Annotated in this window: 27 protein-coding genes; 1 reads left to right on the top strand and 26 read right to left on the bottom strand. The window is 46.6% G+C overall.

Annotated features, from left to right (window positions below):
- Window positions 1–87: 87 nt before the first annotated feature.
- From MMB75_RS04510 to MMB75_RS04395, 24 genes are all read right to left on the bottom strand, one after another.
- Complete coding sequence (locus tag MMB75_RS04510; RefSeq protein ID WP_016822170.1) at window positions 88–558, bottom strand: hypothetical protein; 471 nt, start codon at window positions 556–558, stop codon at window positions 88–90.
- Window positions 555–1,220 carry an RNA polymerase sigma factor gene (locus MMB75_RS04505; RefSeq protein WP_016822171.1) on the bottom strand — a complete coding sequence of 222 codons (666 nt, stop codon included), beginning with the start codon at window positions 1,218–1,220 and terminating at the stop codon, window positions 555–557. The genes MMB75_RS04510 and MMB75_RS04505 overlap by 4 nt, the downstream gene beginning before the upstream one ends.
- A 140-nt stretch (window positions 1,221–1,360) precedes the next feature.
- Complete coding sequence (locus MMB75_RS04500) at window positions 1,361–2,089, bottom strand: DnaD domain-containing protein (protein WP_045244461.1); 729 nt, start codon at window positions 2,087–2,089, stop codon at window positions 1,361–1,363.
- A 3-nt stretch (window positions 2,090–2,092) separates the two neighbouring features.
- The gene (gene asnS / locus MMB75_RS04495) at window positions 2,093–3,388 is read right to left on the bottom strand and encodes an asparagine--tRNA ligase (protein ID WP_016822173.1); all 1,296 of its coding nucleotides are present in this window, start codon (window positions 3,386–3,388) and stop codon (window positions 2,093–2,095) included.
- A 132-nt stretch (window positions 3,389–3,520) separates the two neighbouring features.
- Entirely contained in the window at window positions 3,521–4,717 is a 1,197-nt protein-coding gene (locus tag MMB75_RS04490) for an acetate/propionate family kinase (protein ID WP_013371630.1), read from the bottom strand.
- Window positions 4,714–5,586 (bottom strand): 3-hydroxyacyl-CoA dehydrogenase family protein, encoded by an 873-nt coding sequence (locus tag MMB75_RS04485; protein ID WP_013371631.1) that lies wholly within the window; start codon window positions 5,584–5,586, stop codon window positions 4,714–4,716. The genes MMB75_RS04490 and MMB75_RS04485 overlap by 4 nt, the downstream gene beginning before the upstream one ends.
- A gap of 136 nt (window positions 5,587–5,722) precedes the next feature.
- Window positions 5,723–7,225, bottom strand: a complete 1,503-nt coding sequence (locus tag MMB75_RS04480) for an AAA family ATPase (protein ID WP_031461654.1) — start codon at window positions 7,223–7,225, stop codon at window positions 5,723–5,725.
- On the bottom strand, window positions 7,218–7,751 hold the full coding sequence (locus tag MMB75_RS04475; protein ID WP_016822175.1) for a hypothetical protein: 534 nt from the start codon (window positions 7,749–7,751) through the stop codon (window positions 7,218–7,220). Before MMB75_RS04475 ends, MMB75_RS04480 begins: the two co-directional genes overlap by 8 nt.
- A 473-nt stretch (window positions 7,752–8,224) precedes the next feature.
- On the bottom strand, window positions 8,225–8,749 hold the full coding sequence (locus tag MMB75_RS04470) for a cell wall elongation regulator TseB-like domain-containing protein (RefSeq protein ID WP_019687843.1): 525 nt from the start codon (window positions 8,747–8,749) through the stop codon (window positions 8,225–8,227).
- A 37-nt stretch (window positions 8,750–8,786) separates the two neighbouring features.
- Complete coding sequence (locus MMB75_RS04465) at window positions 8,787–10,088, bottom strand: amidohydrolase (RefSeq protein ID WP_016822177.1); 1,302 nt, start codon at window positions 10,086–10,088, stop codon at window positions 8,787–8,789.
- Entirely contained in the window at window positions 10,075–10,728 is a 654-nt protein-coding gene (locus tag MMB75_RS04460) for a redox-sensing transcriptional repressor Rex (RefSeq protein WP_016822178.1), read from the bottom strand. The genes MMB75_RS04465 and MMB75_RS04460 overlap by 14 nt, the downstream gene beginning before the upstream one ends.
- A gap of 27 nt (window positions 10,729–10,755) precedes the next feature.
- On the bottom strand, window positions 10,756–13,638 hold the full coding sequence (gene dinG, locus MMB75_RS04455) for an ATP-dependent DNA helicase DinG (protein WP_031461657.1): 2,883 nt from the start codon (window positions 13,636–13,638) through the stop codon (window positions 10,756–10,758).
- 157 nt (window positions 13,639–13,795) lie between these two features.
- Window positions 13,796–14,428, bottom strand: a complete 633-nt coding sequence (locus tag MMB75_RS04450; RefSeq protein ID WP_016822180.1) for a tetratricopeptide repeat protein — start codon at window positions 14,426–14,428, stop codon at window positions 13,796–13,798.
- Between the two features lie 82 nt (window positions 14,429–14,510).
- Window positions 14,511–14,894, bottom strand: a complete 384-nt coding sequence (panD, locus tag MMB75_RS04445) for an aspartate 1-decarboxylase (RefSeq protein WP_013371641.1) — start codon at window positions 14,892–14,894, stop codon at window positions 14,511–14,513.
- A complete protein-coding gene (panC, locus tag MMB75_RS04440) occupies window positions 14,887–15,825 on the bottom strand; it encodes a pantoate--beta-alanine ligase (protein WP_031461658.1) in 939 nt (312 codons plus the stop codon). The genes panD and panC overlap by 8 nt, the downstream gene beginning before the upstream one ends.
- Entirely contained in the window at window positions 15,822–16,730 is a 909-nt protein-coding gene (gene panB / locus MMB75_RS04435) for a 3-methyl-2-oxobutanoate hydroxymethyltransferase (protein ID WP_016822182.1), read from the bottom strand. Before panB ends, panC begins: the two co-directional genes overlap by 4 nt.
- A 345-nt stretch (window positions 16,731–17,075) precedes the next feature.
- A complete protein-coding gene (locus tag MMB75_RS04430; RefSeq protein WP_016822183.1) occupies window positions 17,076–18,050 on the bottom strand; it encodes a biotin--[acetyl-CoA-carboxylase] ligase in 975 nt (324 codons plus the stop codon).
- Window positions 18,043–19,365: a CCA tRNA nucleotidyltransferase gene (locus tag MMB75_RS04425; RefSeq protein WP_016822184.1), complete on the bottom strand. Its 1,323-nt coding sequence runs from the start codon at window positions 19,363–19,365 to the stop codon at window positions 18,043–18,045. The genes MMB75_RS04430 and MMB75_RS04425 overlap by 8 nt, the downstream gene beginning before the upstream one ends.
- Window positions 19,366–19,419: 54 nt before the next feature.
- Complete coding sequence (gene bshA, locus MMB75_RS04420; protein ID WP_016822185.1) at window positions 19,420–20,583, bottom strand: N-acetyl-alpha-D-glucosaminyl L-malate synthase BshA; 1,164 nt, start codon at window positions 20,581–20,583, stop codon at window positions 19,420–19,422.
- A gap of 85 nt (window positions 20,584–20,668) precedes the next feature.
- Window positions 20,669–21,361: a bacillithiol biosynthesis deacetylase BshB1 gene (bshB1, locus tag MMB75_RS04415; protein WP_045244460.1), complete on the bottom strand. Its 693-nt coding sequence runs from the start codon at window positions 21,359–21,361 to the stop codon at window positions 20,669–20,671.
- Window positions 21,358–21,795 carry a methylglyoxal synthase gene (gene mgsA / locus MMB75_RS04410; protein ID WP_013371648.1) on the bottom strand — a complete coding sequence of 146 codons (438 nt, stop codon included), beginning with the start codon at window positions 21,793–21,795 and terminating at the stop codon, window positions 21,358–21,360. The genes bshB1 and mgsA overlap by 4 nt, the downstream gene beginning before the upstream one ends.
- Before the next feature lie 56 nt (window positions 21,796–21,851).
- Window positions 21,852–22,655, bottom strand: a complete 804-nt coding sequence (gene dapB, locus MMB75_RS04405; RefSeq protein WP_016822187.1) for a 4-hydroxy-tetrahydrodipicolinate reductase — start codon at window positions 22,653–22,655, stop codon at window positions 21,852–21,854.
- A gap of 31 nt (window positions 22,656–22,686) precedes the next feature.
- Complete coding sequence (locus MMB75_RS04400) at window positions 22,687–23,205, bottom strand: tetratricopeptide repeat protein (protein ID WP_016822188.1); 519 nt, start codon at window positions 23,203–23,205, stop codon at window positions 22,687–22,689.
- 50 nt (window positions 23,206–23,255) lie between these two features.
- Window positions 23,256–23,585: a nucleotide pyrophosphohydrolase gene (locus tag MMB75_RS04395; RefSeq protein ID WP_007430805.1), complete on the bottom strand. Its 330-nt coding sequence runs from the start codon at window positions 23,583–23,585 to the stop codon at window positions 23,256–23,258.
- 213 nt (window positions 23,586–23,798) lie between these two features.
- Between MMB75_RS04395 and MMB75_RS04390 the strand changes: the two genes are divergently transcribed.
- Complete coding sequence (locus MMB75_RS04390) at window positions 23,799–24,668, top strand: YitT family protein (protein WP_016822189.1); 870 nt, start codon at window positions 23,799–23,801, stop codon at window positions 24,666–24,668.
- A 76-nt stretch (window positions 24,669–24,744) separates the two neighbouring features.
- Here the strand turns inward: MMB75_RS04390 and MMB75_RS04385 are convergent, their stop codons facing one another.
- Both MMB75_RS04385 and MMB75_RS04380 read right to left on the bottom strand, forming a co-directional pair.
- Window positions 24,745–25,590 (bottom strand): sporulation protein YpjB, encoded by an 846-nt coding sequence (locus MMB75_RS04385; RefSeq protein WP_031461659.1) that lies wholly within the window; start codon window positions 25,588–25,590, stop codon window positions 24,745–24,747.
- A 78-nt stretch (window positions 25,591–25,668) separates the two neighbouring features.
- Window positions 25,669–26,217, bottom strand: coding sequence for a GNAT family N-acetyltransferase (locus MMB75_RS04380; RefSeq protein WP_230681877.1), 549 nt, complete (start codon window positions 26,215–26,217; stop codon window positions 25,669–25,671).
- Window positions 26,218–26,264: the final 47 nt, after the last annotated feature.

Below are 26,264 nucleotides of genomic sequence, written 5' to 3'. Positions count from 1 at the left end.
GCTACACTTCCTTTCTATTTATGGAATCTTGGTAAAATTCCCAACTGAAGGTTGATTTTAAACTTGTTCATCTTACCCTTAACTTATTTAGGGCTTTAATTTATCGAGCCAGGTTGTCGTAGCTTGCATGACTTCTTCACTGTAAGAGACGCGTTCTTTTGAAGGAACCGGCTTATTGCCTGTTTGCGGCATCATTTTGTCAAAGGCTCCACTGGATAGCAAGATCAACGTCAGACTTGCGGCAATAACATAGTGGAACACAGGTTTTTCAAACCAACGACGTTTTTTGAATATAATTTGACTCGGTTCAGCTTCTATATTAGGAAGAACGGCCATTACCTGATCTGTGAAGCGCTCCGTATCCATCCAGGCAGAGTGTTCTTCCAATGTCGGCTCTAATTGCTCCAGTGCGACAAGATATAGCATCAGCGCTTGTTCATCTTCCAACAAGAGCTTTTCCAGTCGGGTAGATTCCTCTATCGAACAAGTTCCTGTAATGTATGCATGCCAGTCATTCGTTTGCCCTTCCATCCACGGTCTATCCTGTTGGTCAGTCATTGCCATTCCTCCTCCTTCCAGTGATTCCGAATCCATAGTCGTGCCCGATAGAGTCTGGACTCTACCGTTTTTAAAGCTACCTGCGTCTCTTCTGCTATTTGATCGTAGGTTTTGCCCTGCATATAGTAAGCTTGAATAATATCTCGATGCTGCTGGGGCAACTGGGCGATTTTTTGTGATAGTTCTACCGTTTGCTCTTCACGGATGAGACGGGCCAGTACATCTTCATCCGGGGAAGGGAGCTGCACAAGGGATTGTGCCACGTCTATGAGCTCTGCGGGCCGCCTGTCTTGTTTGCGCTTGATATCCAGCGCTTTATGAAGCGCAATTCGGCTCAGCCACGTTTTAAACCCTTCGTTCCGGTACTGGGGGAGAGACTTGTACACCTGAACGAACGCCTCCTGCGCGGCATCCTCTGCTTCCTTGCTGTCATGCAGTACCGAATAGGCCACATGAAATACATGCTTGCTGTACAGCTCTACGATCTCACGGAACGCCTGCCGATCACCGGACCGGATTCGTTCAATGATTCTCTCTATATCAATGACGCTCTCCCCCTTCCCAATACTATAGACGCCAGGAATTTTTCTTCCCCTGCATATTTCTAAAAAAAATTTAAAAAGGACACACCCTCCAAATCGGAAGGGTGTGTCCTCTATCATTAAAGTCTACTTGCTCACTTTAAATTTCTGCCCTACATTACATGTTGCACAGGCGATACTCCGCGTTGTCCATGTATCGCCATTTCAATGTGACAGCCATAGCGCATCAATTTACTACCTAAAAGGCTCAGTTTGCTACTTTAATTGCGACCGCCACCACGGAATCGCTGGGCATATTCTTTCGCATCCTGTGCATTACGAACCCGGTTTCGGCTCCACTCTAGCAGAATACGATCTATATACCGGAAATGTACCTTCCCAGCAAACACCGCTTCCTTCAGGGCCAGCAAAATAAGCTCCTCCGGATACCGATCCTGATCTACCCAACTGCTGATCGTCTCATATTCCATCGGTGATAATGGTCGGCCGAATTCTTTCTCAAAAATTGTGAATAAATTTCGTTCTTCTGTAAGTGGAGATTCCGATACTCCATTCAGTAAATCCGGCTTCCCGGCAAACAAAATGTCATCTTCATCGTGCTGCTCCGAACGCTCGGCGATCATACATTCAGCCAGCTTGCGATACAGACCCGCTAAGTTATAACGTTCAAATTGGACGGATGAACTGCGGTCTTCCACGGAATCTATTCGCAAAAACCCTTCTTTCATGAGCTTACTGAAATAAAGCGCGATTTCGTTTGCAGTGCACCCAATTCGAGCCTGCAATTGCTCCCATGTCGGAAATTCATTACGTTCCGCTTGTTTAAATGCAAGTAACTGCATCAGTAGCAGCATTTCACCATCCGTCAGCCGAAGCGTCCGATAATGCTTGAGCAAAGCGTAGGGAATTTGAACTATTCCGGTTTCCATAGCATAGGCTACTCCCTCCGCCCAATCTGCCGCTGATGTCTTATCAAATGATCCTGTCATTGATTATGGATACAAACGATACAGCATACGTGGGAACGGAATCGTTTCACGTACATGATCGAGTCCACAAATCCATGCTACTGTACGCTCCAGTCCCAATCCAAAGCCAGAATGCGGAACGGTACCATAGGTGCGCAGATCCATATACCATTGGTAGGCTTCACGTGCCAGGTTATGCTCGTTAAAACGTTCTTCCATCAATGCTGGATCGTCAATTCGTTGGGAACCCCCGATAATTTCGCCATAACCTTCTGGAGCGATCATATCGGCACACAGAACAACCTCTGGGCGGGATGGGTCAGGTTTCATATAGAATGCTTTAATGTGAGTCGGCCAATGCGTAATGAACACAGGCTTGTTATATCTTTCGGCAATAGCTGTTTCATGAGGAGCACCAAAGTCTTCTCCCCACGGGATGTCGAATCCTTCACCTTGAAGGAAGGCAATCGCCTCATCGTACGTAATCCGTGGGAACTCGCCTTGAATTTGCTCCAGCTTCGAAACATCGCGTCCGATAGCTTCAAGCTCCTTCGCGCAATTTTTCAGAACAGACTGCACGATATGGCTTACAAACTGCTCCTGAACGCGCAAGGATTCTTCGTGATCCACAAAAGCCATTTCAGGCTCGATCATCCAGAACTCAATCAGGTGACGACGTGTTTTGGATTTTTCTGCACGGAAGGTTGGACCAAAGGAATATACTTTACCCAGCGCCATTGCCGCAGCTTCCATGTACAGCTGTCCGCTTTGTGTCAAATAAGCATCCTCGTCAAAATATTTGATGTGGAACAACTCAGTTGTACCTTCCGCAGAAGAAGGAGTCAAAATAGGCGGGTCTACCTTCGTAAAACCGTTGCCGTTGAAAAATTCCTGTACAGCACGGATAATTTCCGCCCGGATAATCAGTACTGCACGTTGCTTGGCGGAACGCAGCCACAAATGGCGATGATCCATCAGGAAATCTACACCGTGCTCTTTTGGGGTAATCGGGTAGTTTTCGGTCAAATGAATGATTTCAATACCTGTAACCGTTAATTCATAGCCCGATTGACTGCGCGGCTCCTCTCGCACGATTCCAGTTACATAAAGGGAGCTTTCTTGTGTCAGGGATTTGGCGTCATTCCAAATGTCCTCAGACACTTCGCTTTTTACGATAACCCCTTGAATATACCCGCTACCATCACGTAGTTGCAGGAACTGAATTTTACCGCTAGACCGCTTATTGTTTACCCAAGCGCCAATTGTAACCGTTTCCCCTACATGGCGACCCACTTGGGCAATCGTACTTTTATTTGTCATGACCGTCTCTCTCCTTGAACCGAAAATCAAACAGCCCTCCCCCTTGGGTTAGGCTGTTTGCTCTCGCTGTTTGGTGCATGCGGTACTTAAACCATAGTTCCACATGTATAAAGTTTACACTTACGGACCGAACTACTGAACCAGACGGAACGTGTCACGGGCAATTACCAGTTCTTCGTTTGTTGGAATGATCAGTACTTCTACCTTTGAATTTGCAGTTGTAATCCGGCGAATCTCGCCAGAACGAATAGCGTTCAATGATTCATCCAGCTCGATACCGAGGAATGTCAGTTGTTCCAACACTCTCTTACGCAGAACGATGGAGTTCTCGCCTACGCCTGCTGTAAATACAATTACGTCTACTCCGTTCATTGCGGCAGCATACGAACCAATATACTTGCGCAGACGGTATTCATACATTTCAAATGCCAATGTAGAATTAGCTTCGCCTTTTTCCATACCTTCAGTGATTTCACGCATATCACTGCTGATACCAGAAATAGCTAGAAGTCCACTATGCTTGTTCAGCATGGAATTGACTTCATTGACAGTCAATTCTTCTTTGTTCATGACATAAGGCACGATTGCTGGGTCCAAATCACCACTACGAGTACCCATCATAAGTCCTTCCAGTGGAGTCATACCCATGGAAGTATCTACAGACAAACCGCCTTGAACTGCTGTTACACTACCACCATTACCGATATGGCAAGTGATGATCTTCAAGTCTTCCAAAGGACGGCCGACAAATTTGGCAGCTTCCTTACTTACAAAGTCATGGGAAGTGCCGTGTGCACCGTAACGACGAACCTTATACTTATTGTACAACACTCTCGGTATGGCGTACATATAAGCTTTTTCTGGCATGGTTTGATGGAACGAAGTATCAAATACCACAACTTGCGGTACTTCTGGCATATTCAATTCAGCCGCTTTAATCCCCATCATGGATGCTGGGTTATGCAGTGGAGCCAGGTCGAACAAGCGACGGATTTCACTCTTCGCTTCAGGAGTTACGAGCGCTGACTGTTTGAAAATTTCGCCTCCATGAACCACACGATGGCCCACAGCCTGAATTTCGCTAATGCTGGAGATAACACCATGCTCTGCATCTGTGAGTGCATTCAGTACTTTACGGATGGCAGTAGTATGCTCCAAAATTTCGCTAACTTCAGTGTATTCTTCCTTATTGGTTGGTTTATGCGTCAGAATCGAAGAGTCCATACCGATGCGCTCTACCAATCCTTTTGCCAAAACGGACTCGTCCGTCATATCATACAATTGGTATTTCAGGGAAGAACTCCCTGCGTTGATTACGAGGATTTTCATATCCGGTCACCATCCTTGTCATACTTAAAGAAGCCTTCGCCCGATTTCACGCCCAGATTACCTGCACGTACCATTTTCTTCAGGACGATGGACGGACGGTATTTCAGTTCGCCAAATTCACGGAACATCCGCTCCAGAGCCGCCAAAACAGAATCCAGACCAAAGCGGTCAGCCATTTCCAAAGGACCGTTTTGGAAGTTGTAGCCGATACGCATAGCATCGTCGATATCTTCGGCAGAAGCTACGCCCTCTTGAAGTACATGAGCTGCTTCGTTAATCAGCAGACAGATAATCCGGCTAGTTACAAAGCCAGGAGATTCATAAATCATGACTCCTTTTTTCTCCACGATTTCTTCCACGAACATTTTCGTGTTTTCAAAGGTATCATCTGAAGTTTTCAAACCACGAATAATTTCTACAAGATCAATACGGGATACTGGATAAATAAAGTGCATACCAATAACACGCTCTGGATACTTGGTCGAGCTGGCAAGCTCGGTCAGGCTCAGCGTGGATGTATTACTTGCAAGGATGATGTTGCTTGGACATACATGATCCAGCTCTTGGAAAACAACTTTCTTCTCATCCAGATTCTCTGTAATGGTTTCAATGACCATATCACAGCTAGCGAGCTCCGCCAGATGGGATACTTTTTCAATGCGAGATAAAATCAGTTTTTTCTCTGCTTGGGTAATTGCCCACTTTTCCAGTTGCTTATCTAGACTTGTTTCAATCATATTATAAGCGTAGTCTAGTTTCTCTGGTGTCTGCTCTACTAGCAGCACATCGATTCCTTTGGACGCAAGCATTTCAGAAATACCTTGTCCCATGGTGCCGCCGCCAATGACGCCGATTTTTTTAAATTGCATGGTTCTTAACTCCACCCTTTCCTGGTCACTCTCATATATTGTATCCTTCTTTGTCGAAAAATACATGTTTATGTCCCAATAGATAATAATATCTTAGCACGGACTAAAAGTAAAAAAAAATAACCAGCATAAAAAATTATGCTGGTAATAAAGCATTTTCACTAAATTGACATCTAAATTGATCTCCGGATAGCGTTTCTTCCTTCATCAAGATGTCAAGAGAATTGTCGAACACAGGACGATGCTTTTCCAACAACTCCAAAGTGCGGTTATGCAGGTCATTCATAATCTCGCCATTTTCCCGCATGAGTTCCTCTTTTGTAACCATTTCCATGTTAATAATCCCAAGAGAAGTTAAACCGGAAGTCATCATCGTATGAACGATGTTCAGTGCCTGCTCAAAATCATTACTTGAACCAGTACTTCGACCGCCGTAGTACATTTCTTCTGCTGTAGCACCTGCAAGCGAGATCATAATTTGCTCCTCCAGGTACTGCTTGGTATATAAATAATGCTCTTGCTGTGGGTTGTGACGCACGTAACCGAGCGCTTTCCCACGCGGGCTGAGCGCCACTTGACTTACACTACCAGGACGGACGATTTCAGCCATAATAGCATGTCCCAGCTCGTGAATCGCTACACGTTTTTTCTCTTCGAATGTCGATTCTCGGTCTGTTTTCTCACCCATCATCACCTTGTCAATTGCCATGGACAGATGACTTTGCGCAATCATTTGCTGATCCTGTCTCATTGCATAGATGGCTGCTTCATTCATGACGCTCTCCAACTGTGCACCGGAAAAACCGTAAGACTCCTCTGCAATTTTGTCCAAATTAGCATCTTCCTGGATCGGTTTGTTTTTGGCATGAATTTTAAGGATATGAAGACGGCCCTTCTTATCAGGCAAGTCTACTTGAATATGACGGTCAAAACGTCCTGGACGCGTTAAGGCGCTGTCCAGCATTTCTTTACGGTTTGTTGCCGCAATGAGCAATATCCGTGGCGTATCTGCCGAATAAATGCCATCCATTTCTGTCAGCAACTGATTCAAAGTCTGATCATATTCTCGTTGCTGTCCACCCTCACGCTTACCGCCAATAACATCAATCTCGTCAATAAAAATGATTGCATTTTCTTTCTTTTCCTTGGCTGCACGAGTGCGAGCCTCCCGAAACAACTCACGGACACGACCTGCACCAACACCTACGTACATTTCAACAAATTCACTGCCTGAAGCTGCAACAAACACTGAATTGGTATAGTGTGCAGCTGCTTTCGCCATCAGCGTTTTCCCTGTTCCCGGAGGGCCTGTAAGCAAAACGCCTTTCAATGGACGAATGCCAAACTTGGAAATTTCATCATGACGATTCAAAAAATCCAAGGCTTCACGCAATTCCTGTTTAGCGCTTTCTTGTCCACCAATTTCCTCAAAAGTCAGCTTGTCCGGACCATTTTTTTTACGTTTGCGCTCTTGCCCGGCACCTACGGCCAAGCCGCCACGAGCATGCATGAGCATTAACAAGCCACTGAGCATCACGCCCGCAACAAGAAGAGGGATAATATTCACCCCAATAAAAACGAGAAATATAATGGCCACCGGCACAATACCGATTAATATTTCCTTGATCCATCTAGGCATTAGGCCATACCCCCATTTGCTGAGATTGACGTGGCAAAACGATAAACTTCGTCGCATTGCCTTCGCTGAGTCGGATATAGACATTGTTCGAATCCATATCGGTATCAGCCTTGATACCTGTCTTTTTCTTTTTCATCTGCTCAACTGTAGATGAAATTTGAGTATACTTTTTATTTTCCATCGCTTCGGCTACAGGAAACATAGCCTCAGACCACCATTGATTCAGTGCTGAATTGGAACGATCTGCGATATCCAGCTTAATGGTGCGGCTGCCAATGATGGATTGCCCTTTTTGCTTAACCACATCGACTAATCCGGCCACATCCGCCTGCGGTTTGAGATCTAGTTTCAATACCACCTGATCCTGTTTAATATCTATTTGAGCGCTTGTCACGCCTGGATATTGAGATACCAGTTTTTCCAGAGGACTTTGCATTGTAACCTGCCGGTAAATGAACCATCCTCCAAACATTAACAAGGCTGCCAAAACGGCCGCCACCACAATAGGAACTGCACGCAATTTCAAACAACATCCTCCTCTCAAAATGTAAAACCCAGAAGAAACGGGACGAATGTCAACAAACAACCAAATTGCATGATCTTATAATGATCAGCAACTCATTTATCTATCATTTTTGTCTATCACTTATAAAATATAGTATATCATAACGTAAATCTAATATCGAAGGCAATGTGTGGAGGAGTTGTGATAAGGCAAAAAGATGCTTCTGGCTTTTAGTCCAGCTTTGCGGAGCATTAAGTAAAAAGACGCAAATACGAATTAAATCGTATTTGCGTCTTTTTCTAATACTTTCAATCATTCCAAGCTATATAGACTGAGTATAAAAGTTATTTGGAGTGGCCCCATAGCTGTCAGCCAGCGGAGTGGAACACTTGAATCTGCAGAAGCGAAGCGATCGTAAGATCAAATGGACTACGCAGCGCTCCTAACGCTTCTTGGGTACTCCCAAGCCACCGATCCACACTCTTAACATCGCGCTAGTAATTAGGCAAAGTATACTTTATCCCCGTCGATGCTCCATCTGAGAAACGGTAAAAGGTATAGTTGTGATGGCTTTCATCATCGTAAAACAGTTGCCATACATATTCGCCATTGAACACACTCGGTTGGAGCCTTACAATTTTTGCATTTGGAAGTTGCTGCTGAATTATCGCTGTCATTTTTTGCTCGTCGACTCCGTTTTTCATCAGCTCGGTATGAACACCGCTTGGATCTGCCGCAGGTATGTTAGGTTTCCCCTCCATTTTTTGAAAAGGAACCCATACCATTATATTTTCATTCTGTGCGTTTTTTCCTTGAACTACCCAATATATCTGATCCCACACAGACTTCCATGTCTGAGTCGTGCTAACCAGACCACCTGATTGCTTGGCCTTCATGATAGCGGCATTTTTCTCAGCCACCTGGTCTTGAGTAACATACGAATAATACCAGAAAATGCTGACCAGGATCAGTATTACGGCCAAAATGGCGACCGCTATCCATTTCTTCTTATTTTTCAAACCTGTGCTTCCTCTCTAAGGGGATGTGACACCTAAATTAGCGCGACAGCAGCCCTTCAAAGGCGGCTTGTGCCTCATGTTTGATACGTTCCTCGTCCATCGTCAGGCATTCGCCATTTTTCACAACCTGACGACCGTCTACCCACACATGAGCCACGTCTTTGGCACTTGCAGAGTATACGGCATGAGAAATAAGATCTGTACGCGGCAAGAAATGGGCCTGATCCAGATCTAGCGCGATAAAGTCAGCCTTATTGCCTGCTGCCAGCGCTCCTACCTCTTTTAAACCAATCGACTTTGCACCATACTCTGTTGCCAGACGTAGTGCTTCATTTGCAGGAACTGCCGTTGGGTCGCCAGATACTCCCTTGTGAATGAGTGCCGCCAGACGCATTTCCTCGAACATATCCAGGTTATTATTGCTGGCAGGACCATCTGTTCCGAGTGAAACAGTAACTCCTGCACGCAGCAATTCAGGCACTCTAGCTACACCACTTGCCAGCTTCAAGTTGCTGCCTGGATTATGCGATACCGCCACACCTCGTTCCGCTAACAAAGCTATTTCTTCGTCGTTCAAGTGAACGCCGTGGGCAACAAGTGAAGGACGGGAGAAAAAGCCAAGCTTATCTAAGTGTGCAACTGGACGCAAGCCGTAGTCGCGTACGTTTTGTTCAACTTCGGCGATCGTCTCGGACATGTGCGTATGCAATGGTAAATCGAGATCATGTGCTGCTTGAACAAATTTCTCAATAAACGCAGGCGGGCATGTGTATGGGGCATGAGGAGACATCATTGTTGTGATACGTCCGTCTGCTTTTCCATGCCAGTTACGCGCAAAAGTCACGGCCTCAGCTAGCTTGATCCGCTGTTCTTCTTCTGAACAGAGTCCAATGGCTCCACGCATCAAGCTTGCACGAATGCCCGACTCTTCAGCTACACGAGCCACCTCATCCATATGATCGTACATATCCAGGAAAGTCGTGGTTCCACCTTTCAGCATTTCCAGCACTGACAAAGAAGTTCCCCAGTACACATCCGTAGATGTAAACTTGGCTTCCATAGGCCACATTTTTTCCTGAAGCCACACTTGAAGTGCCAAATCATCTCCATACCCTCGCAGCAGAGACATCGCCGCATGACCATGAGTATTGATCAGACCAGGTAAAAACAATAACCCCTTGCCGTCGATTGCTTCTGTCTCTTCCTCACCCGCAGGCAAAGTCTCGCCAATGTAAGTAATACGGCTATCCTCCACAATCATAAAACCATGGATTACCCCAGCCTCGGGTCCATTCACGGCAAACGAGCCGTTTTTAATCATCCATTTATTCACTGTCATATTGTGCTTCTTCCTTTCCGTCCTCCAGATAATAAGCGAGGCTAAGCAAATCAGTTGTAAAGTCTGTGGCATGTATCCGAATGTTAGCCGGTGCCTTGAGAATGATAGGTGCAAAGTTCAAAATCGCTCCAATTCCACTCTCAATCAGCCTATCAGCTACGTGCTGTGCCTCAAAATCAGGTACAGTAATAATCCCGATTCGTATATTTTTTTCTTTCACAGTCGCTTCCAGTTCATCCATCGGCTGTACGACCAAAGTATTGATTCTGGTCCCAACCTTATCCGGGAACGCATCAAAAACCGCCACAATCTTCATATTGTCTTTTAAATAAGCATTATAGTTCGATAGGGCTTGACCCAGATTACCTGCTCCGACCAATACTACATTAATTTGCTGGTCGATTTTCAGGATATGGCGTATTTTCTCAATTAGATAAGAAACATCGTAACCGATGCCCTTCCGACCAAAATCGCCAAAATAGGCAAGATCTTTACGAATTTGGGCCGGATTCAAATCTAACCTCTGTCCCAGCTCTTGAGAAGAGACCGTAGCCACCTCCCGTTTGTGCAGTGCATTCAGATAACGTAAATATACGGGTAATCTCCGTACGACAGCCTCTGAAATTTTATCTGATTTCATACTTGCTCCCCCTAATTGTAACGGACTTTAAGTGTCCGTCCGTTGTGCCTCTGTCTCCGGGGCGGATTGGAGCCATTCGGCGATGCGGGGCACCATTTGCTCCGATGGCATATGCTCCATTTTTGGTCCCGGTAACGAGTACAAAAAGTGCTTTCCATAATAGGATTCGATCACACGCGTATCGTAAACGATGACGACTCCGTGGTCGCTCGCTGTACGTACCAATCGCCCAAAACCCTGTTTGAAGCGAATAACTGCTTGTGGTACAGACAGCTTCATAAATGGATTCTTCTTCTGCTGCTGGAGCAACTCGCTTTTGGCCTCCAGTAACGGGTGGTTAGGCGGTTGAAACGGCAAGCGAACGATAGCCAGACAAGTCAAAGCTTTCCCTGGAATATCGACGCCTTCCCAGAAGCTACTGGTTCCCAGCAATACAGAAGCTTTCGCTTCCTGAAAACGGCGGGTTAGCTTGCTGCGACTCCCACTGTCCACACCTTGTCCTAACACGGTAATATCGCTGGACGCTAACGCCTCTTTGAGCGGCTCATACACTTGCCGGAGCATCCGATAGGAAGTAAACAGAACGAGCATTCTCCCCCGCGTCGCCTGGGCAGTCGCTCCTAGAGAGCTAACGAGCATCTCTACAAAATGTGCATCTCCTACACTGCCCTTCACACTCGGAAAATCTCGCGGAATGACCAGCAACACCTGATCCCTGTAATTAAAGGGTGATGGGAGCTGTGACGTCATTAATCGTCCTTGATCTGCGGCCTCCTGCAAGCCGAGTTGATCGGTCATGTACTGAAACGATTTATCTACCGATAAAGTAGCAGATGTCAGAATAATACTTCTTTTTTTGTCAAAAAACATTTCTTTCAACTGGCGGCTCACATCGACGGGCACCGCATAAAATTGCAATGATTTACTACGGAATTGTCCACTCGCTTCAAGCCAATATACGGTTGTTTCATCATCGAGTCGTATAAAGAAGCGCAAATTTTCCCTAATCCCCGCCAAATCCTTAAGCAGACCCGTGATATCTGTAATGAGACTATCCGCCGCATAATCGTCATGTTCTTCCTTGACATCCAGCATCAGCTTGTCGCCCTTGCGCAAAATTTCGCTCAATGTTACATAAAGCTGATTTTCCAATGCCGCCGCCTGATCCCACTTTGCAGGCTTGGCTGACGGTTTGAGACGCGAAGAAAATTGCCCCGTTTCACCTGGTGTGGCATCAGTTCGCTCTGGTAACATGCCAAACAGCTTATCGCTTAGTAGGTCCCAAGTTTCCTTAACCTCTAACACAAGTGGGTACAACTGATCAATGACCGAGGCCCATTCCGTCGACTTCTCATGCCCCGACTTTGCCAACTGCTGACGTAACGAAGGCAATTGCCCATTCTTGCTGTCCTTGAACAATCGAGTCAGCGTATGCACGAGTGTGAAATATTTCATATGCATGCCCAGGTGCTTACCAGCTACTTCCTCTAGATGATGTGCCTCATCAATCACCAAGTGTTCATAGCTAGGCAGCAACTGATGACTTGCTTTGACGTCGGTGAACAGCTTGGAGTGATTCGTTATAACCACATCCGCTGTTCCAGCTTCATGACGTGCACGATGATAGTAGCATTTGCGGAACCATGGACAAGAACGACCAAGACAGGACTCGGAATCACTAGCAACCGTTTCCCAAAAATCCCCTCCACGGTTGCTCAGGTTTAGTTCCTCATCATCACCGGTTTCTGTCAGAGTCAGCCAGACAATCATTTGAGCAGCTGTAATCAAGTCTTCCTTTGGTGTCGCGAAGTCTCTTCTGTTTATTTTATGTTCAAACTTACGCAGACACAAATAATGCCCCCGTCCCTTAAAGATGGCAGCCCGGAACGGGAACGGAATCACTTTGGTCAGCATCGGAATATCACGCTCTCGCAATTGCTCCTGCAGATTAATGGTATGCGTGCTTACGGTGACCCTCTGCCCATATTTTACACTGTGATACAGTGACGGAAGCAAATAGCCCAGGGACTTCCCTGTTCCTGTACCCGCCTCAATCAACAAATGCTTATCTTGACTCAGGGCTTGATTTACACCCTCAATCATTTGTATCTGCGCCTCGCGCTCCTCATATTGGCTCAAGGATGAACGCAAATTGTCCCGTACATCATCCATATACTGCTCAAAGGAAACGCCTGACAGTGGATTCGGATCATCTTCTCTGCGTGGAGCAGCCAGTTCAGTCCAATCTTCCACTTTAAGCGCAAGCTGACGAAAAAACTGATGTTTCTCCAAATCCTGAATAGGATCTAGCTCTTTCTCTTCTCGTATGCCGTCAAGAAACCAACCCAGGTCGCTGTCTTCCTCTGCGAACAAATCGCTAAGCCGCTGTATCGTTATCAGAGGCAGTGCTTGAAGCTCACCCAGACACTTTAAAAACACCTCAGCCGTAGCCAACGCGTCGCTGTCTGCTTGATGAGGGCGGTCATGCGCCAGCCCAAACTCTGAGGAAACAAAACCTAACTGATAAGAAGTTAACGATGGAAACATAATTTTCAGAAAATCCATCGTATCCAAAATCCTACCGCTAAAAGGTAAATATCCACACCGGTCCAAAGCGCTTTGCAAAAAATTAAAATCAAACGCCACGTTATGACCGACGAGTACGACATCGTCCAGCATAGGCACGAGCTCCATCATCATTTCTTCGAGTGCAGGTGCATCCTTGACGTCATCGTCTGTAATTCCGGTCAATCCGGTGATAAAAGGTGGAATAGATCTGCCAGGGTTTACATAAGAGCCGTAAACACGGGAAATGCTGTTATCATGATCTATAATTGCAAGTCCGACTTGAATGATGTCATCCGCGGACTGGGTGCCTGTCGTTTCAAAATCCAATACCGCAAATTTCATTCGAGCTTAATCCTTTCTTATGACACATACAATAATAATAACTCTGTATAATAGCATAGCAGAAGATTGCCTGTTTGGAAATTAAGACAGCCAAAAAAGACGATGCACACGCCGCCTAAGGAGGTGGGCATGCATCGTCTTACTCGGTGTCTGACAACTACATCCAGGTCAACATGGAGCTGTCGTAGCGAAGCTTTTCGACACCGGACAAACAGGCTTGCATATTGTGCAGTGGCTCGGGCAACGTTGGATCGAACTGATGCGCGAGAGCAAAATATTTTTGCGCCTCTTTTACGTCAGCCTGCTTTGCCATCAAACAACCCAGCGCATTATAGATGACCGCTTTTAGCCCTGGCTGTTCAGTCAGGTGCAGCACCTTTTGAAACTGGCTTATAGCCTCTGCTGGATCATCCAGTTGAAAATGAGCCATTCCCATATACATGTGACTCTGCCAGCTGTTCGGAAAATGCTGTAGCACCTGCTCAAATTGCTGGATTGCCTCCGGGTACATAAGTAAGCGATAATACCCCTGCCCCCTGTTAAATGCCGGTAGCTCCTTTTCAGGCAGCTCAGCGTCAGACATGTCGGCCTCTGCAGAAAATCCTGCTGCACGCAGGTAAACCATTTTTTCCTCAAAGGCCAGCCACTCATCCATAATTCCGTCACTCATTCTCCGCAGCAGACTCCAGTGCTGTAGCAGCTCCTGTCTGCGGGGGCCCTGGGCTGATGGGTAATGCTTCACGATATCATCTAACATGCTGTTCATTTCTGCGAATACATGCTGGAACATGTGCATCCCGCCCTTACGAAAGATGGATTAATACACTCACATTTTTCGCTTAAAAGACGGGTTTCATCCGCATTCCCATTCATTACATGATCGTTGCATGTACTTCCTTGTTCATCGTTTGGGCTGGTTTATTATGTTCATCCACAAATACCACAGTTGGTTTGTATGTTTTGGCCTCTTCATTTGACATGGAAGCATAGGAAATAATAATGACTGTATCACCGGGCTGGACCAGACGGGCTGCCGCACCGTTGAGACAAATCACGCCGCTCCCACGCGGTCCGGGGATCACATAGGTTTCCAGTCGAGCTCCATTATTATTGTTTACAATTTGAACCTTTTCATTCTCCAGTAGATCCGATGTCTCCATTAAATCCTCATCTATGGTAATACTTCCCACGTAGTTCAGGTTAGCTTCGGTAACCGTCGCGCGGTGAATTTTTGATTTCATCATAGTTCTAAACATGGGAAAGTACCTCCACTTTCTGTATTCTTATATTATCAATCAGTCGGGTATTCCCAAATTTTACAGCCAGCGCAACAATGACGTCTTCTTGCACATCACATAGGCGCTGCTCAGGGCGAAGGGGCTCCAGGCCAGGAAATGTTAATATTTCAATATAGTCAATATCTGCCAAAGGAGATGAGGTAATGGTCGACTTCACCATTTGATGCAACTGCTCAATCGTAATGGTGTTCTGTACAATATCTTCGCTCACTTCTTGCACCTTGCGCAGTGACTGGGACAGCACTAACGCCTGCTCTCGCTGTTCCGCACTTAAATAGACATTACGGGAGCTAAGGGCCAAACCATCGGCCTCTCTAACGATAGGACAAGGTATGAGGGTCACATTCATATTAAGATCAGTCACCATTTGTTGAAGCACAGCAACCTGTTGCGCATCCTTCATGCCAAAGAAGGCCAAATCAGGACCTACCATGTTAAACAGCTTGGCTACCACTGTAGTCACACCATCAAAATGGCCAGGACGGGAAGCGCCGCACAAGCGGTCTGTCAAAGCGGATACGCGAATTTTGGTTTGAGTTGGCTGTGGATACATTTCTGCTACAGTCGGCAAAAAGACAATATCCACGCCTTCGCGCCGTGCTACTTCCAGATCACGAGCTTCATCGCGAGGATAGCTGTCCAAATCCTCGGTAGGTCCAAATTGAATTGGATTAACGAAAATACTAAGCACGACCGTATCTGCCATTTCACGCGCCTTTTGCATCAAGCTCGCGTGCCCTTCGTGCAGGTATCCCATTGTTGGTACAAAGCCGACTTTATGTTGTTGTACAGAGGCAGAATCGTGTAGCATTTTTGCTCCATTGGCCCCAAGCTGCCGACGCTCGGCAATAACCTTACGCAGTTGAGCCACTTCTCTTACGATGATCATGACTGTGATTCCACCTTTTCCTTAGCTTGTTCCTGCGCTTGTCCTTTTGCCTGACCGTACAAGGACTCCAGGGACTCCACAACGCGATCATCCGCGCTGAACACATGCTCTGCGGCCGGGAATGCCCGCCCTTTCACATCGCTCACATACTGCTCAATGCTGCTGCGGATCAAGCCGCCTACATCGGCATAGGTTTTAACAAAACGTTTACTGAAATATGGCGATGCATATTGAATTAGATCGTGATAAACAAGTACCTGACCGTCACATCCACGTCCTGCACCGATTCCAATGGTTGGAATGGAAAGTTCTTTAGAGATCGCCGTTGCCACTTCCTCAGTCACCAATTCCAGTACAATACCAAAGGCACCCGCCTGCTCTAACGCCTTGGCATCAGCCATTAAGCGGCGTGCGTCTGCTTCGTCCTTACCTTGAATGCGATAACCGCCAATCTGATTAACCGATTGCGGAGTAAGTCCGATATGTCCTAGCACAGGTACACCTGCCTGAACAGTCGCTTTTACGACATCGGCAATTTCAGCTCCGCCCTCCAATTTAACAGCATGCGCATGTCCTTCCTGCATCAGACGACGGATGCCTTGAAGACTTTCAGATATGCTGCCGTGATATGTCATAAAAGGCATGTCCGCTACGATGAACGTATGCTCGGCGCCTCTTGCCACTGTCCGGGAATGGTACACCATATCATCCAGGGTCACTGGGATGGTCGAATCGTAACCAAGAACTACGTTACCCAGCGAATCACCCACGAGAATGATATCAATTCCCGCCTCCTCGGCTATTTTTGCCGATGGATAATCATAGGCGGTCAGCATACTGAGCGGAATGCCCTCTTGCTTCATTTTTTTCATTTTTACAATATTCAGTGCTTGTTTTCCTGCCATTGTGAATGGCTCCCTTCCATCTTTTTTTGGCACAAAAAATAACCTTTTATGAACGCCTGTACATCTGCGTCATCAAAAGGTCCGAACAGCCAAAAAAGACACTCATTTTGAGATCGTCCCTTCTGTCTCGGTCCTGTTCGGCTCAGAGCAGAATCCAACGTAACCTTCAAATGAAGTTATGATGGTCTTACAAACTTACTAAAGTAGAGCATGTGCCCTTGGAGTGCAGCTCGGACCGTCCGATGCCGCCTCCTGCACAGTATAACAAAAAATATCAGCTTTTTCACGTGAAGTTTTACACAGGAAACAGAAAGATTGTGGTCGTATGCTCAGCTAGGGTCGCTTCTACAAATGTATATCCCCTGATATGACCTGGATTCGCTCACCGTGGTCCGTTTCAATTACAAGTGCTCCTGAAGGGTCCAAGCCAACCGCTGTACCTTCTACCGCCATCCCTTGTCCCGTATGTGCCCGTACGCTGCGGTTCATCGTCACGGATAACGCCTCCCACAGCATGGCTATAGGCTGGAACCCCTGATCGGCATATAGCTTGCTTAGCTGCTCCATTTCTTCCAAAACAGCAGCAATCAGCGCAGTACGGTCAATTTCAAGCCCTGCCTCTATTTTCAAAGATGTCCCTACATGGGATAACTCTTCCGGGTAATCTTCTACATTCAAATTAACGTCAATGCCAATCCCTGCAATGCAGTACCGAACCCGTTGATCCTCTGTTGCAGATTCCAGCAGAATACCGGATACCTTGCGACCATGAATCAGCAGATCGTTGGGCCATTTGATGCCTGCCTCTACACCCGTCAGTCGGCGAATAGCCCTACACACCGCCACGCCTGTTAACAGCGTTAGCTGGGGGGTAAAGGCCAAGGGCTGGGTGGGGCGCAATACAATGCTCATCCAGATACCTTTGCCGCGAGGGGAATACCATTTCCGCCCCAGACGTCCCCGACCTGCCGTTTGTTCCTCCGCAAGCACTAACGTTCCCTCCAGCGCACCCTCTTCTGCCAAACGCATTGCATCCTGCTGAGTGGATACTGTTGAGTCCAGAATAACGATACGCTGACCAAACGATTGAGTGGTTAACATACCTGCCAATTTGGAGACTTCCAGCCGGTCTGGCTGAGAGATCAGCCGATAGCCCCGACGTGAGGAGGCATCGATATTATAACCCAGCTCACGCAGTTTGTTGATCTGCTTCCATACCGCTGTACGACTAACCGACAGTCGTCGGCTAATCTCCTCCCCGGATACGTAATCGGATGAACCTTCCTCCAGTATGCCTAACAATCTTTCATGATTATTCACTACTCATCACCCGTTTCACTTCCTGAAGCAATGTTTCTGTTTCATTCGGGATATCTCCGCAAGCGACCGCTTGTAAAAGCCGTTCCATCATCTGTCCCAGCCAAGGTCCACCTGGTCGATTCATTGCCTGAACCAGTTCATTTCCAGTAATATTTAAATCCTTGATCCGAACGACTCCTGCCTGCTGAGTCCACGAGTTTGCCAGTTCGGCAATTTTCTTCACATGCTTTTCTACCCATGGCGGTAATCCACGGAACGAAGAAGGCAGTGTCTTGTGAAGCTCCAGCCAGTCTGAAGCTGTGTCCTTTCCCAGCTTAATTAACAATCGAATCCAGCTACGACGTAATTCCTCATCGTTGATACGGTCAGGATCCCTCGAAACTGAGTTGCCAGCTAGGGCAACAGCATGACTGATGAGCTCAGTCTCCCATTCCAATAAATGAACCAAACGTAGACGTACAGCGTTGGAGAAAGTCCAAGCTCTTAAAAGCTCGTCCGCTGCCTCTGAGCTAAGTCTACAAGACATAAGGAGCAAACCCCACCGCAGCTCTGCTGGCAGCTGCACGATCTCCTGGAGCGCCTGTGCGTCACATTGTTCCCAGGGAACCGGAACCTTCGTACAGCCCAGCAATCCACTACGACCCAGCATCTCCAGCCCACGTAATGGATCAGGTCCCGCTAGCATCTTTTCTAACTCGACTCGCACCCGTTCCATGGCTATGTATCTAAGTCCCTCTCTGCGACGAGTCATACCTTTCCAAGTATTGTAGGCCACTCGGAACCGAAATACAGAGGCAAAACGGATGCAGCGCAGCATTCGCAGCCCGTCCTCCTCAAAACGTTCCTCAGCTCGTCCCACACAACGAACGAGAGAGGCTCGCAAATCTGCTTCCCCTCCAAACGGGTCCACTCGCTCCCCATGTTCAGCCATCGCGATTGCGTTCATCGTAAAATCGCGCCGCATCAGATCCTCACGGATGTCCTTCACAAAGGATACTTCCGTCGGACGGCGGTGATCGGTATAACCGCTTTCCGTACGAAAAGTGGTCACCTCGAACGCATGACCATCCTGCATGACCGTTACCGTCCCATGCTGGATTCCTGTCGGAATAACATGAGGGAATAGCGCTAAGACCTCTTCAGGTTCAGCCGAGGTGGTCAGATCCATATCATGAATAGCACGTCCTAATAGCTCATCCCGCACACAGCCACCGACCCAATAAGCTTCGTGGCCTGCTGTGGTTAGTGTATGTATGACCTCTCTGCCGTGAAGAGCCATCTCTGGGTCAGCATGTTGCCAAGTATTTGTATTCACAGGGTTTCCCCCTTTGCAAGTATTCAATAAAAAAACGGACGCGAGTCCGCCCCCTTAAACGCTGATCGGTTTAAGATCCGGCACCTCGCGTCCCAACACACGGTAATAAATCTCTTCATATTGACGAGTAATCAGCTTATCACAGAATACGGTACGTGCGCGTGTCAGGCACGCTTCACGGAAACGTTCCGCCATTGCTTCATCGGACAACAGTTCTACAGCATATTCTGCCATCGCCTCTGTATTACCGATTTCAGCCAGATACCCCGTACTTCCATGTACAACGAGTTCAGGTACTCCTCCTGCCTGAGAACCGATTGTTGGCACTCCACAAGCCATGGCTTCCAGCGCAACTAGACCAAAACTTTCTTTCTCCGACGGAAGCAACAGCACATCTGCCATAGAAATCACTTCTGCGATTTGATCCTGCTTACCTAAAAAGAAGACTTTGTCCTGTAAGCCTAAACTTTCGATTTTACAACGAATTTTCGGAAGATCCGGTCCTTCTCCCACCAACAGTAGCTTCGCAGGTACCTTTTGTTGCACTCTGTCGAATATATCCAGCACATCTCCCACCCTTTTGACAGGACGGAAATTGGAAATATGCATCATAATTTTTTCGTGCGGTTGGGCAAAATCTCTCCTAAGCGCAGCAGCATCTCGTGGATAATATACTCGTTTATCTACAAAGTTGTAAGTCAAATCAATAGGTCGTGTTATTTCCAACGCATCAATCGTCTCCCGAATCAAATCTTTGGAGACGGCTGTCACAGCGTCACTTTTGTTAATAGCCAGTCGAATCAGATCCTTTAATGATTCATCCTGTGCCAACACTGTAATATCTGTACCGTGCAGGGTGGTAACCACTTTCAAATGATCGCCCACCATTTCCTTCGCCAAATATGCGCATACTGCATGCGGAACAGCATAATGGACATGGAGTACATCCAAATTCTTCATTTGAGCCACCTGGGCCATTTTTGTCGCTAGCGACAAATCATATGGCGGATATCTAAACACGTAATAATCGTTAACCTCAACTTCATGATAAAAAATATTCTTCTGGAACGCCCCGCCTAATCTGAACGGAATGCTATTGGCAATAAAATGAACCTCATGCCCTTTTTCTGCCAGCAACTTGCCCAGCTCTGTAGCCACAACGCCAGAGCCACCCAGCGACGGATAACAGGTAATCCCAATTTTCAGTTTGTCATTCAAGCTAAGCTGCCTCCTTCCGTCCATCCATAATCACTCGTATGCCCATGTATTTCAGCATTCTACAACATGCGTAAGTATATAGTCCTTATTTGAATAGCTTAACCAGATATGGCGTTTTGGACGCAAATCCTTCTGCATATGAAATCAGTTTACGTTGACCCAACAACGAGTCCCGAGCTTTTACACGTTCCACATACCCCTGATTCAGTGGTGTGGATACCGTATCCTTCCCAGGCGCTGCCTGAAATTGCGAAACATAACTCAACAACGACTGTTCCTTGGCTTCATAATGCTCGGTAATGTCCACGATCAAGTCCGTTCTGCCGATATCATTAATAAAGTAAAAATGTAATTGCTCTACCTGTACCGCAGGACTTTCTGGCATAAAGCGTCTCAACTTGGCGTTAAACACAGCTTCCTCTACTAGCTTGCTGCACATGACATGATCCGGATGCCGATCCTCCCAATAAGGAGCAAATACAATTTTTGGTGCATGGCGTCTGATTTCTGCTGTAACTGCAGCTACATGTTCAGGAGTTACATATAACCCACGATCAGGCAGACCCAAATTCGTCCGCACAGCCAGCCCGAGCACTTTTGAAGCGTGTTCAGCTTCTGCCATACGAGTATCCACATCACCATTAGATGACATTTCAGCCCGTGTCAAATCGCACACCCCCACCTTTAACCCAGCGGCTGTATGCTTGGCAATCGTGCCTCCCATTCCTATTTCTGCATCGTCGGCATGGGCTCCGAAAATCAGGATGTCCAGCGTCATTTTACATCACCCTGCTGGTCAATGCCCGGTTTATATTTATGTACCAGCTCACGCCAAGCAAAATCGCCACGATCCAACGCTTTAACCAGTATTTCAGCAGTTGCAACGTTGGTTGCCAAAGGAATCCCCTGTACATCACACAGACGTAATAATGCGCTAATGTCCGGCTCATGCGGCTGTGCCATGAGTGGATCACGCAAAAATATAATCAAGTCCATGTCATTTTGCGCAACCATAGCCCCGATTTGCTGATCTCCACCAAGCGGCCCAGACATGAAGCGGTGAATTTGAAGCTTGGTTTGCTCCATAATGCGCTGACCTGTTGTACCTGTTGAATATAATTGGTGATCTGTAAAAACATGCTCATATGCCGTAATAAAATTAACCATTTCATCCTTTTTGCGATCATGCGCTATAAATGCAATCTTTAACATTCGAAATTCCTCCTGCCTCATTCTATAATTCCATTCATCAATTCATTCGTATATTCTTAATCAATGTAATGTTCAAAACCATATACAAGCCCCGGCTGCTCCATTACCTTCTGGATACCGATTTTAACACCAGGCATGTATCCAGCCCGTTCATATGAATCCTGACGAATTTTCAGAGATTGTCCAAATCCTCCAAATATGACTTCTTGCTGTGCGAACACACCGGGAAGACGGACACTGTGAATGCGGAAGCCTTGATAATAACCGCCACGCGATCCTTCTAGCGTTTCTTCCTCTTCCGGGTTGCCTTGTCGTAGCTCCTGACGCTGCTCGGCGATCAGTTCAGCAGTCTTAATGGCTGTACCTGAGGGCGCGTCCAATTTTTGGTCACCATGATATTCGATGATTTCCAGATGTGGGAAATACTTCGCTGCCTGAGCCGCAAACCGCATCATCAAAATGACGCCGATCGAAAAGTTGGGCGCAATCAGACCACCAATTTGTTGCTCACGACACTGCTTGTCCAGTTCATCAATTTGTTCAGGAGTAAACCCTGTCGTACCGATAACTGGACGAACTCCATGCTTAATAGCAAGCGCTGTATGTGCGTACGCAAAACGCGGCCCCGTAAAGTCAACCATGACATCGGCTCGACTCTCCAGTAAAGCCTGCTCTACATCCTCCATAATAGCGATACCAGCTTCCGGTAGTCCGACGAGAAGGCCGGCATCACTGCCGGCGTGTGTTCTGTTCACTGCGGCTACAAGCTGTAGTTCCTCATCCTGAAGAACCAATTTGACCACCTCACGGCCCATACGTCCTGCTGCTCCAACGACAGCCACTTTTATTGGTTCTGACATATCCCTACAACTCCTTATGCATCCATTTGTGCTAGATTTGTTCATTCATCTGCTGGCATAATTTCTTCATGAGGTTGGCAAGCTGCACATTATGAGGAAACAGCGCTGCAGCCTCACGAGCAGCCTGCACAGCCAGCTTATATTCATTCAATTCGTCATAAATCAAAGCGAGCAGTAAAAATGCGTCACCACATAACGGATCAAGGGAAATTGCCCGTTCGAGCAGCAAAATCGCATCCTGGCGCATCTGTGGCGTAGCTCTGTCGACCTCCAGCATTTTTCTGGCTTTTTCTGTATACTGCCTGGCTTCCTGCGCATGCAGATGGAGAACATATTCATCCTGCTGTGGAGCGAGACGGACCGCATGCTCTGCATATGCCAGGGCCTGCTCCAATCGTCCACTGCGAGCATAGGTAACCGAGCAACGGAAATAATGCTCCGCATGATCAGGCTGGGCTGAAATCGCTTTTTCAAACCATTCCACCGCCTGCTCAAAATCGTTCTGCAAAATGCACTGATAAGCTTTCTGAACGTATTCCTCCGCCTTCATGACACTGCACCTCCGGGTAACCGGTTTGGTACAGCATATGTACAAAACGCCTAATCGGTGTCCTTTTTGGTCCAGCGATTCGCGTCACGCGTGTTAAATTTATGCATAACCTTATCATGTGCCTCAGTCAAATTGATACCCAGTGAGTTCGCAAAGCAAACAGTGATGAACAAAATATCCCCCAGTTCCAGCTCAATGGAATTGTCCGCCTCATCCGTTTTTTTCGGCTTCTCACCAAAGGAGTGATTGACCTCCCTTGCCAGTTCACCGACTTCCTCGGACATCCGGGCCAACATGGCCAAAGGACTGAAATACCCTTCCTTAAATTGAGAGATATACTGGTCTACCTCACGTTGAATTTCATCTAACGATTTTTCCATGAAACACGCAATCCCCCCATGTGCAGGTTTATTCATATGTTATCGTAAAGCACATTTTAAAACAAATTTTTTTTAATTGTGAACTAACGAACCCAATTTGCAGTCATCTGTCTTTTAAAGCTGTCGCAAAAAGGTATACTAAACATAAGGGGCTGCGATTTAGCAAAAATTGCATGTAGTCGCCATCCTTAAACTGCTACTGTGAGGGATCATATGAAAATATCCAAGTCTATGGAACAGCTTAAATTGATTTTGCCCATCGTATTTGGCACCGCCATCTATGCATTCGGTCTGCTTTATTTTATTATACCCAGTAAACTGATGGAAGGCGGTATTACAGGGATCACCCTGCTGCTAAATTATGCTTTTTCGATTTCACCTTCTCTCTCCACTTTGTTACTGAACATTCCATTATTTTTGATTGGATGGAAAATGCTTGGGGGCAAGCAGATTATATACACGGGGGTTGGTATCGGGTCGCTCACATTCTTTTTGTGGTTGTTTGAAAAAATGATTCATCTCGGATGGATGGGGACCTTTCAGACTGAACACGATTTTATACTTTCTTCATTATATGCGGGGGTTACGCTTGGGGCCGGGTTAGGTATTGTGTTCCGCTTTGGCGGCACTACTGGAGGCTCTGATATTATCGCTCGTATTTTAAACCGGAAGTTTGGCTGGAGTATGGGAAGGATTCTGCTGGTCATTGATATTGTCATTATCGGTGCTTCACTACTTTACATACCCAAAGAAAAAATTCTATATACATTAGTGGCTGTGTTCATCGCGTCCAAGATTATTGATTTTATACAAGAAGGGGCGTACTCTGCCAGAGCCTTTATGATTATCAGCGACCACACGATGGATATCGCAGATATTATTACCAGGGACATGGATCGCGGAGTTACCATTATTCCGGCTGTAGGTGCATTTTCCAAACAGGCCAAGCATGTTGCCTATTGTGTCGTGTCCCGTCAGGAAATAAGACGACTGCATCAAATTGTTAAATCAGTTGATCCACGGGCGTTTATCATCATTCAGGATGTGCATGATGTACATGGCGAGGGGTTCAAAGAGGAATAGCCCGGTAATCCGGGCAATGGGCTGACATCTATGAATGGCTCCACAGCCAGCGATGCGAATGTTCAAACTTTCATCATTACCCAGTGAAACCAGCCCGATATTTACGATAACCTGCATAGGCCAGCGCCAACAGCACAATCATGCCGATAGCCAATTCAGCCCGGCGCTCACTCTCACGCGGGATAAATGGTGCCAGTGCGGTAGCGTCTTTTTCACGTCCAAACAAGGCATTCAACGTCGGGTTGCCCTGGTCCAGTGCTCCTCTAATCGCTGAGGCATCTGCATTTTGCTGATCCCCCAATCCTTTGACGTAGGAAATCCAGGAATCAGTCCGCACGACCTCGGTTGTTCTGCCATGGATCAATGCTGCTGTACGAATCGTTTCATAGTGGTCTTCCAGCACTTCGGTACCAGCTTTGAATCCCTTCATGTTCCCTTTTGCAAACTGGTTATTCAAACCGCTAACATCTTCTCTTAAAATCTTATAATACTGCTGCCATAAGGGCTGGCGTGGGTGTGCAATCGCATCTGTCGCAAGCCGTAAATTGGCCGCTGCCTTCACCCACTCATCCGGGGATGCTTGAACCGACTGTGTAGCTTGCTGCACCTCCAGGATGCTACCGGATAGAGCATGAATGGCCTCTACAGATAGCGCTGCCTGCACCTGTCCAGTGCTGAACCATCTGCTCACCTCGGCTACATCCGCGCGCGCTTTTTCAATATTCCCGTCCATTACGTCACGGTACAGTGTCGCAGCTGCATGATCCAGTTCTTCAATTTCCTTGCTATTACCTTCGGGTTTTGACTGATCGCGCGCTTCTGCCATACCTGGAGGGACGCAGACGGACAACAGCAGGACCATGGATAACACAATACTCGAAACCAAGCGTAACGTAATACGAACCCCCCGACCCCTAATCATGGGACATCCCTCCTCACCTTACTGTATGGCAAGGTTAACGGGACTAGAACTGGCTTTAGGTGAATCATTCGAAACCGGCTATGCTCTGGACAAAACAGGAAACATAAGTGGATTTTCATTACATCTGTTTGGGTGCTTAGTCATATAAAACAGTGTAGTATAAGGAATGTCGCCCGCTCCAAAAATATCGTAACAGTTCATCGTATCTCCTTCGAAACCTGCAACAACAATCGTATCGTATTGAGGTATGTGCCAAAACTTGTCTTTAAAAAATAACGTACTATAAAATAAAACTAACCACTCATTGTTTTCCGCAGAAAAAAGTGAATACGGATTGAAGTCAGCACTCTTCATTTTCAACAACTGCAAATCCGGCATTTCTTCCATATTTAATTGATCAATCTTTATGTTTAGGTTGCTGGTAGGTGCCTTCCGACTACATTGATACTCAGGTGCCGAAGCGAAGCCGAATCTAGGATAAAAATCCTTCACACTATCATTTCCAAACAGATAGATACCATCACAATTGCCATGCCAATCTTTCAGCGCTTGCTCTACTAAAAACCGACTCAAACCTTGATTCCTGTAGTTTGCAATCCCCCAATTGAAACCAGGTTTCAAAATCAAAACCAAAACTCTGTTTTGCTAAATAATTAAAACTTGCTTTTATTTTG

Origin of the sequence: Paenibacillus sp. P2(2022), from assembly GCF_029522175.1 — a bacterium.
Lineage (GTDB): Bacteria > Bacillota > Bacilli > Paenibacillales > Paenibacillaceae > Paenibacillus > Paenibacillus polymyxa.
This window is presented reverse-complemented; position numbering and strand designations above follow the sequence as displayed.

Excerpts from the sequence above, each read along its gene's own strand:
- asnS (WP_016822173.1), bottom strand. The coding sequence starts at position 3,388 with ATGACAAATAAAAGTACGATTGCCCAAGTGGGTCGCCATGTAGGGGAA.
- MMB75_RS04500 (WP_045244461.1), bottom strand. The coding sequence starts at position 2,089 with ATGACAGGATCATTTGATAAGACATCAGCGGCAGATTGGGCGGAGGGA.
- panD (WP_013371641.1), bottom strand. The coding sequence starts at position 14,894 with ATGTTTAGAACTATGATGAAATCAAAAATTCACCGCGCGACGGTTACC.
- MMB75_RS04450 (WP_016822180.1), bottom strand. The coding sequence starts at position 14,428 with ATGTTCCAGCATGTATTCGCAGAAATGAACAGCATGTTAGATGATATC.
- MMB75_RS04460 (WP_016822178.1), bottom strand. The coding sequence starts at position 10,728 with ATGAAATCAGATAAAATTTCAGAGGCTGTCGTACGGAGATTACCCGTA.
- MMB75_RS04480 (WP_031461654.1), bottom strand. The coding sequence starts at position 7,225 with ATGCCTAGATGGATCAAGGAAATATTAATCGGTATTGTGCCGGTGGCC.
- MMB75_RS04400 (WP_016822188.1), bottom strand. The coding sequence starts at position 23,205 with ATGAAGGCGGAGGAATACGTTCAGAAAGCTTATCAGTGCATTTTGCAG.
- dapB (WP_016822187.1), bottom strand. The coding sequence starts at position 22,655 with ATGTCAGAACCAATAAAAGTGGCTGTCGTTGGAGCAGCAGGACGTATG.
- panB (WP_016822182.1), bottom strand. The coding sequence starts at position 16,730 with ATGGCAGGAAAACAAGCACTGAATATTGTAAAAATGAAAAAAATGAAG.
- MMB75_RS04385 (WP_031461659.1), bottom strand. The coding sequence starts at position 25,590 with ATGATTAGGGGTCGGGGGGTTCGTATTACGTTACGCTTGGTTTCGAGT.
- bshB1 (WP_045244460.1), bottom strand. The coding sequence starts at position 21,361 with ATGACGCTGGACATCCTGATTTTCGGAGCCCATGCCGACGATGCAGAA.
- MMB75_RS04490 (WP_013371630.1), bottom strand. The coding sequence starts at position 4,717 with ATGAAAATCCTCGTAATCAACGCAGGGAGTTCTTCCCTGAAATACCAA.
- panC (WP_031461658.1), bottom strand. The coding sequence starts at position 15,825 with ATGATCATCGTAAGAGAAGTGGCTCAACTGCGTAAGGTTATTGCCGAG.
- MMB75_RS04390 (WP_016822189.1), top strand. The coding sequence starts at position 23,799 with ATGAAAATATCCAAGTCTATGGAACAGCTTAAATTGATTTTGCCCATC.
- mgsA (WP_013371648.1), bottom strand. The coding sequence starts at position 21,795 with ATGTTAAAGATTGCATTTATAGCGCATGATCGCAAAAAGGATGAAATG.
- MMB75_RS04485 (WP_013371631.1), bottom strand. The coding sequence starts at position 5,586 with ATGCAATTTAAAAAAATCGGCGTCATTGGCGGCGGCACCATGGGACAA.
- MMB75_RS04510 (WP_016822170.1), bottom strand. The coding sequence starts at position 558 with ATGACTGACCAACAGGATAGACCGTGGATGGAAGGGCAAACGAATGAC.
- dinG (WP_031461657.1), bottom strand. The coding sequence starts at position 13,638 with ATGAAATTTGCGGTATTGGATTTTGAAACGACAGGCACCCAGTCCGCG.
- MMB75_RS04395 (WP_007430805.1), bottom strand. The coding sequence starts at position 23,585 with ATGGAAAAATCGTTAGATGAAATTCAACGTGAGGTAGACCAGTATATC.
- MMB75_RS04505 (WP_016822171.1), bottom strand. The coding sequence starts at position 1,220 with ATGATAGAGGACACACCCTTCCGATTTGGAGGGTGTGTCCTTTTTAAA.
- MMB75_RS04465 (WP_016822177.1), bottom strand. The coding sequence starts at position 10,088 with ATGACAGTGAATAAATGGATGATTAAAAACGGCTCGTTTGCCGTGAAT.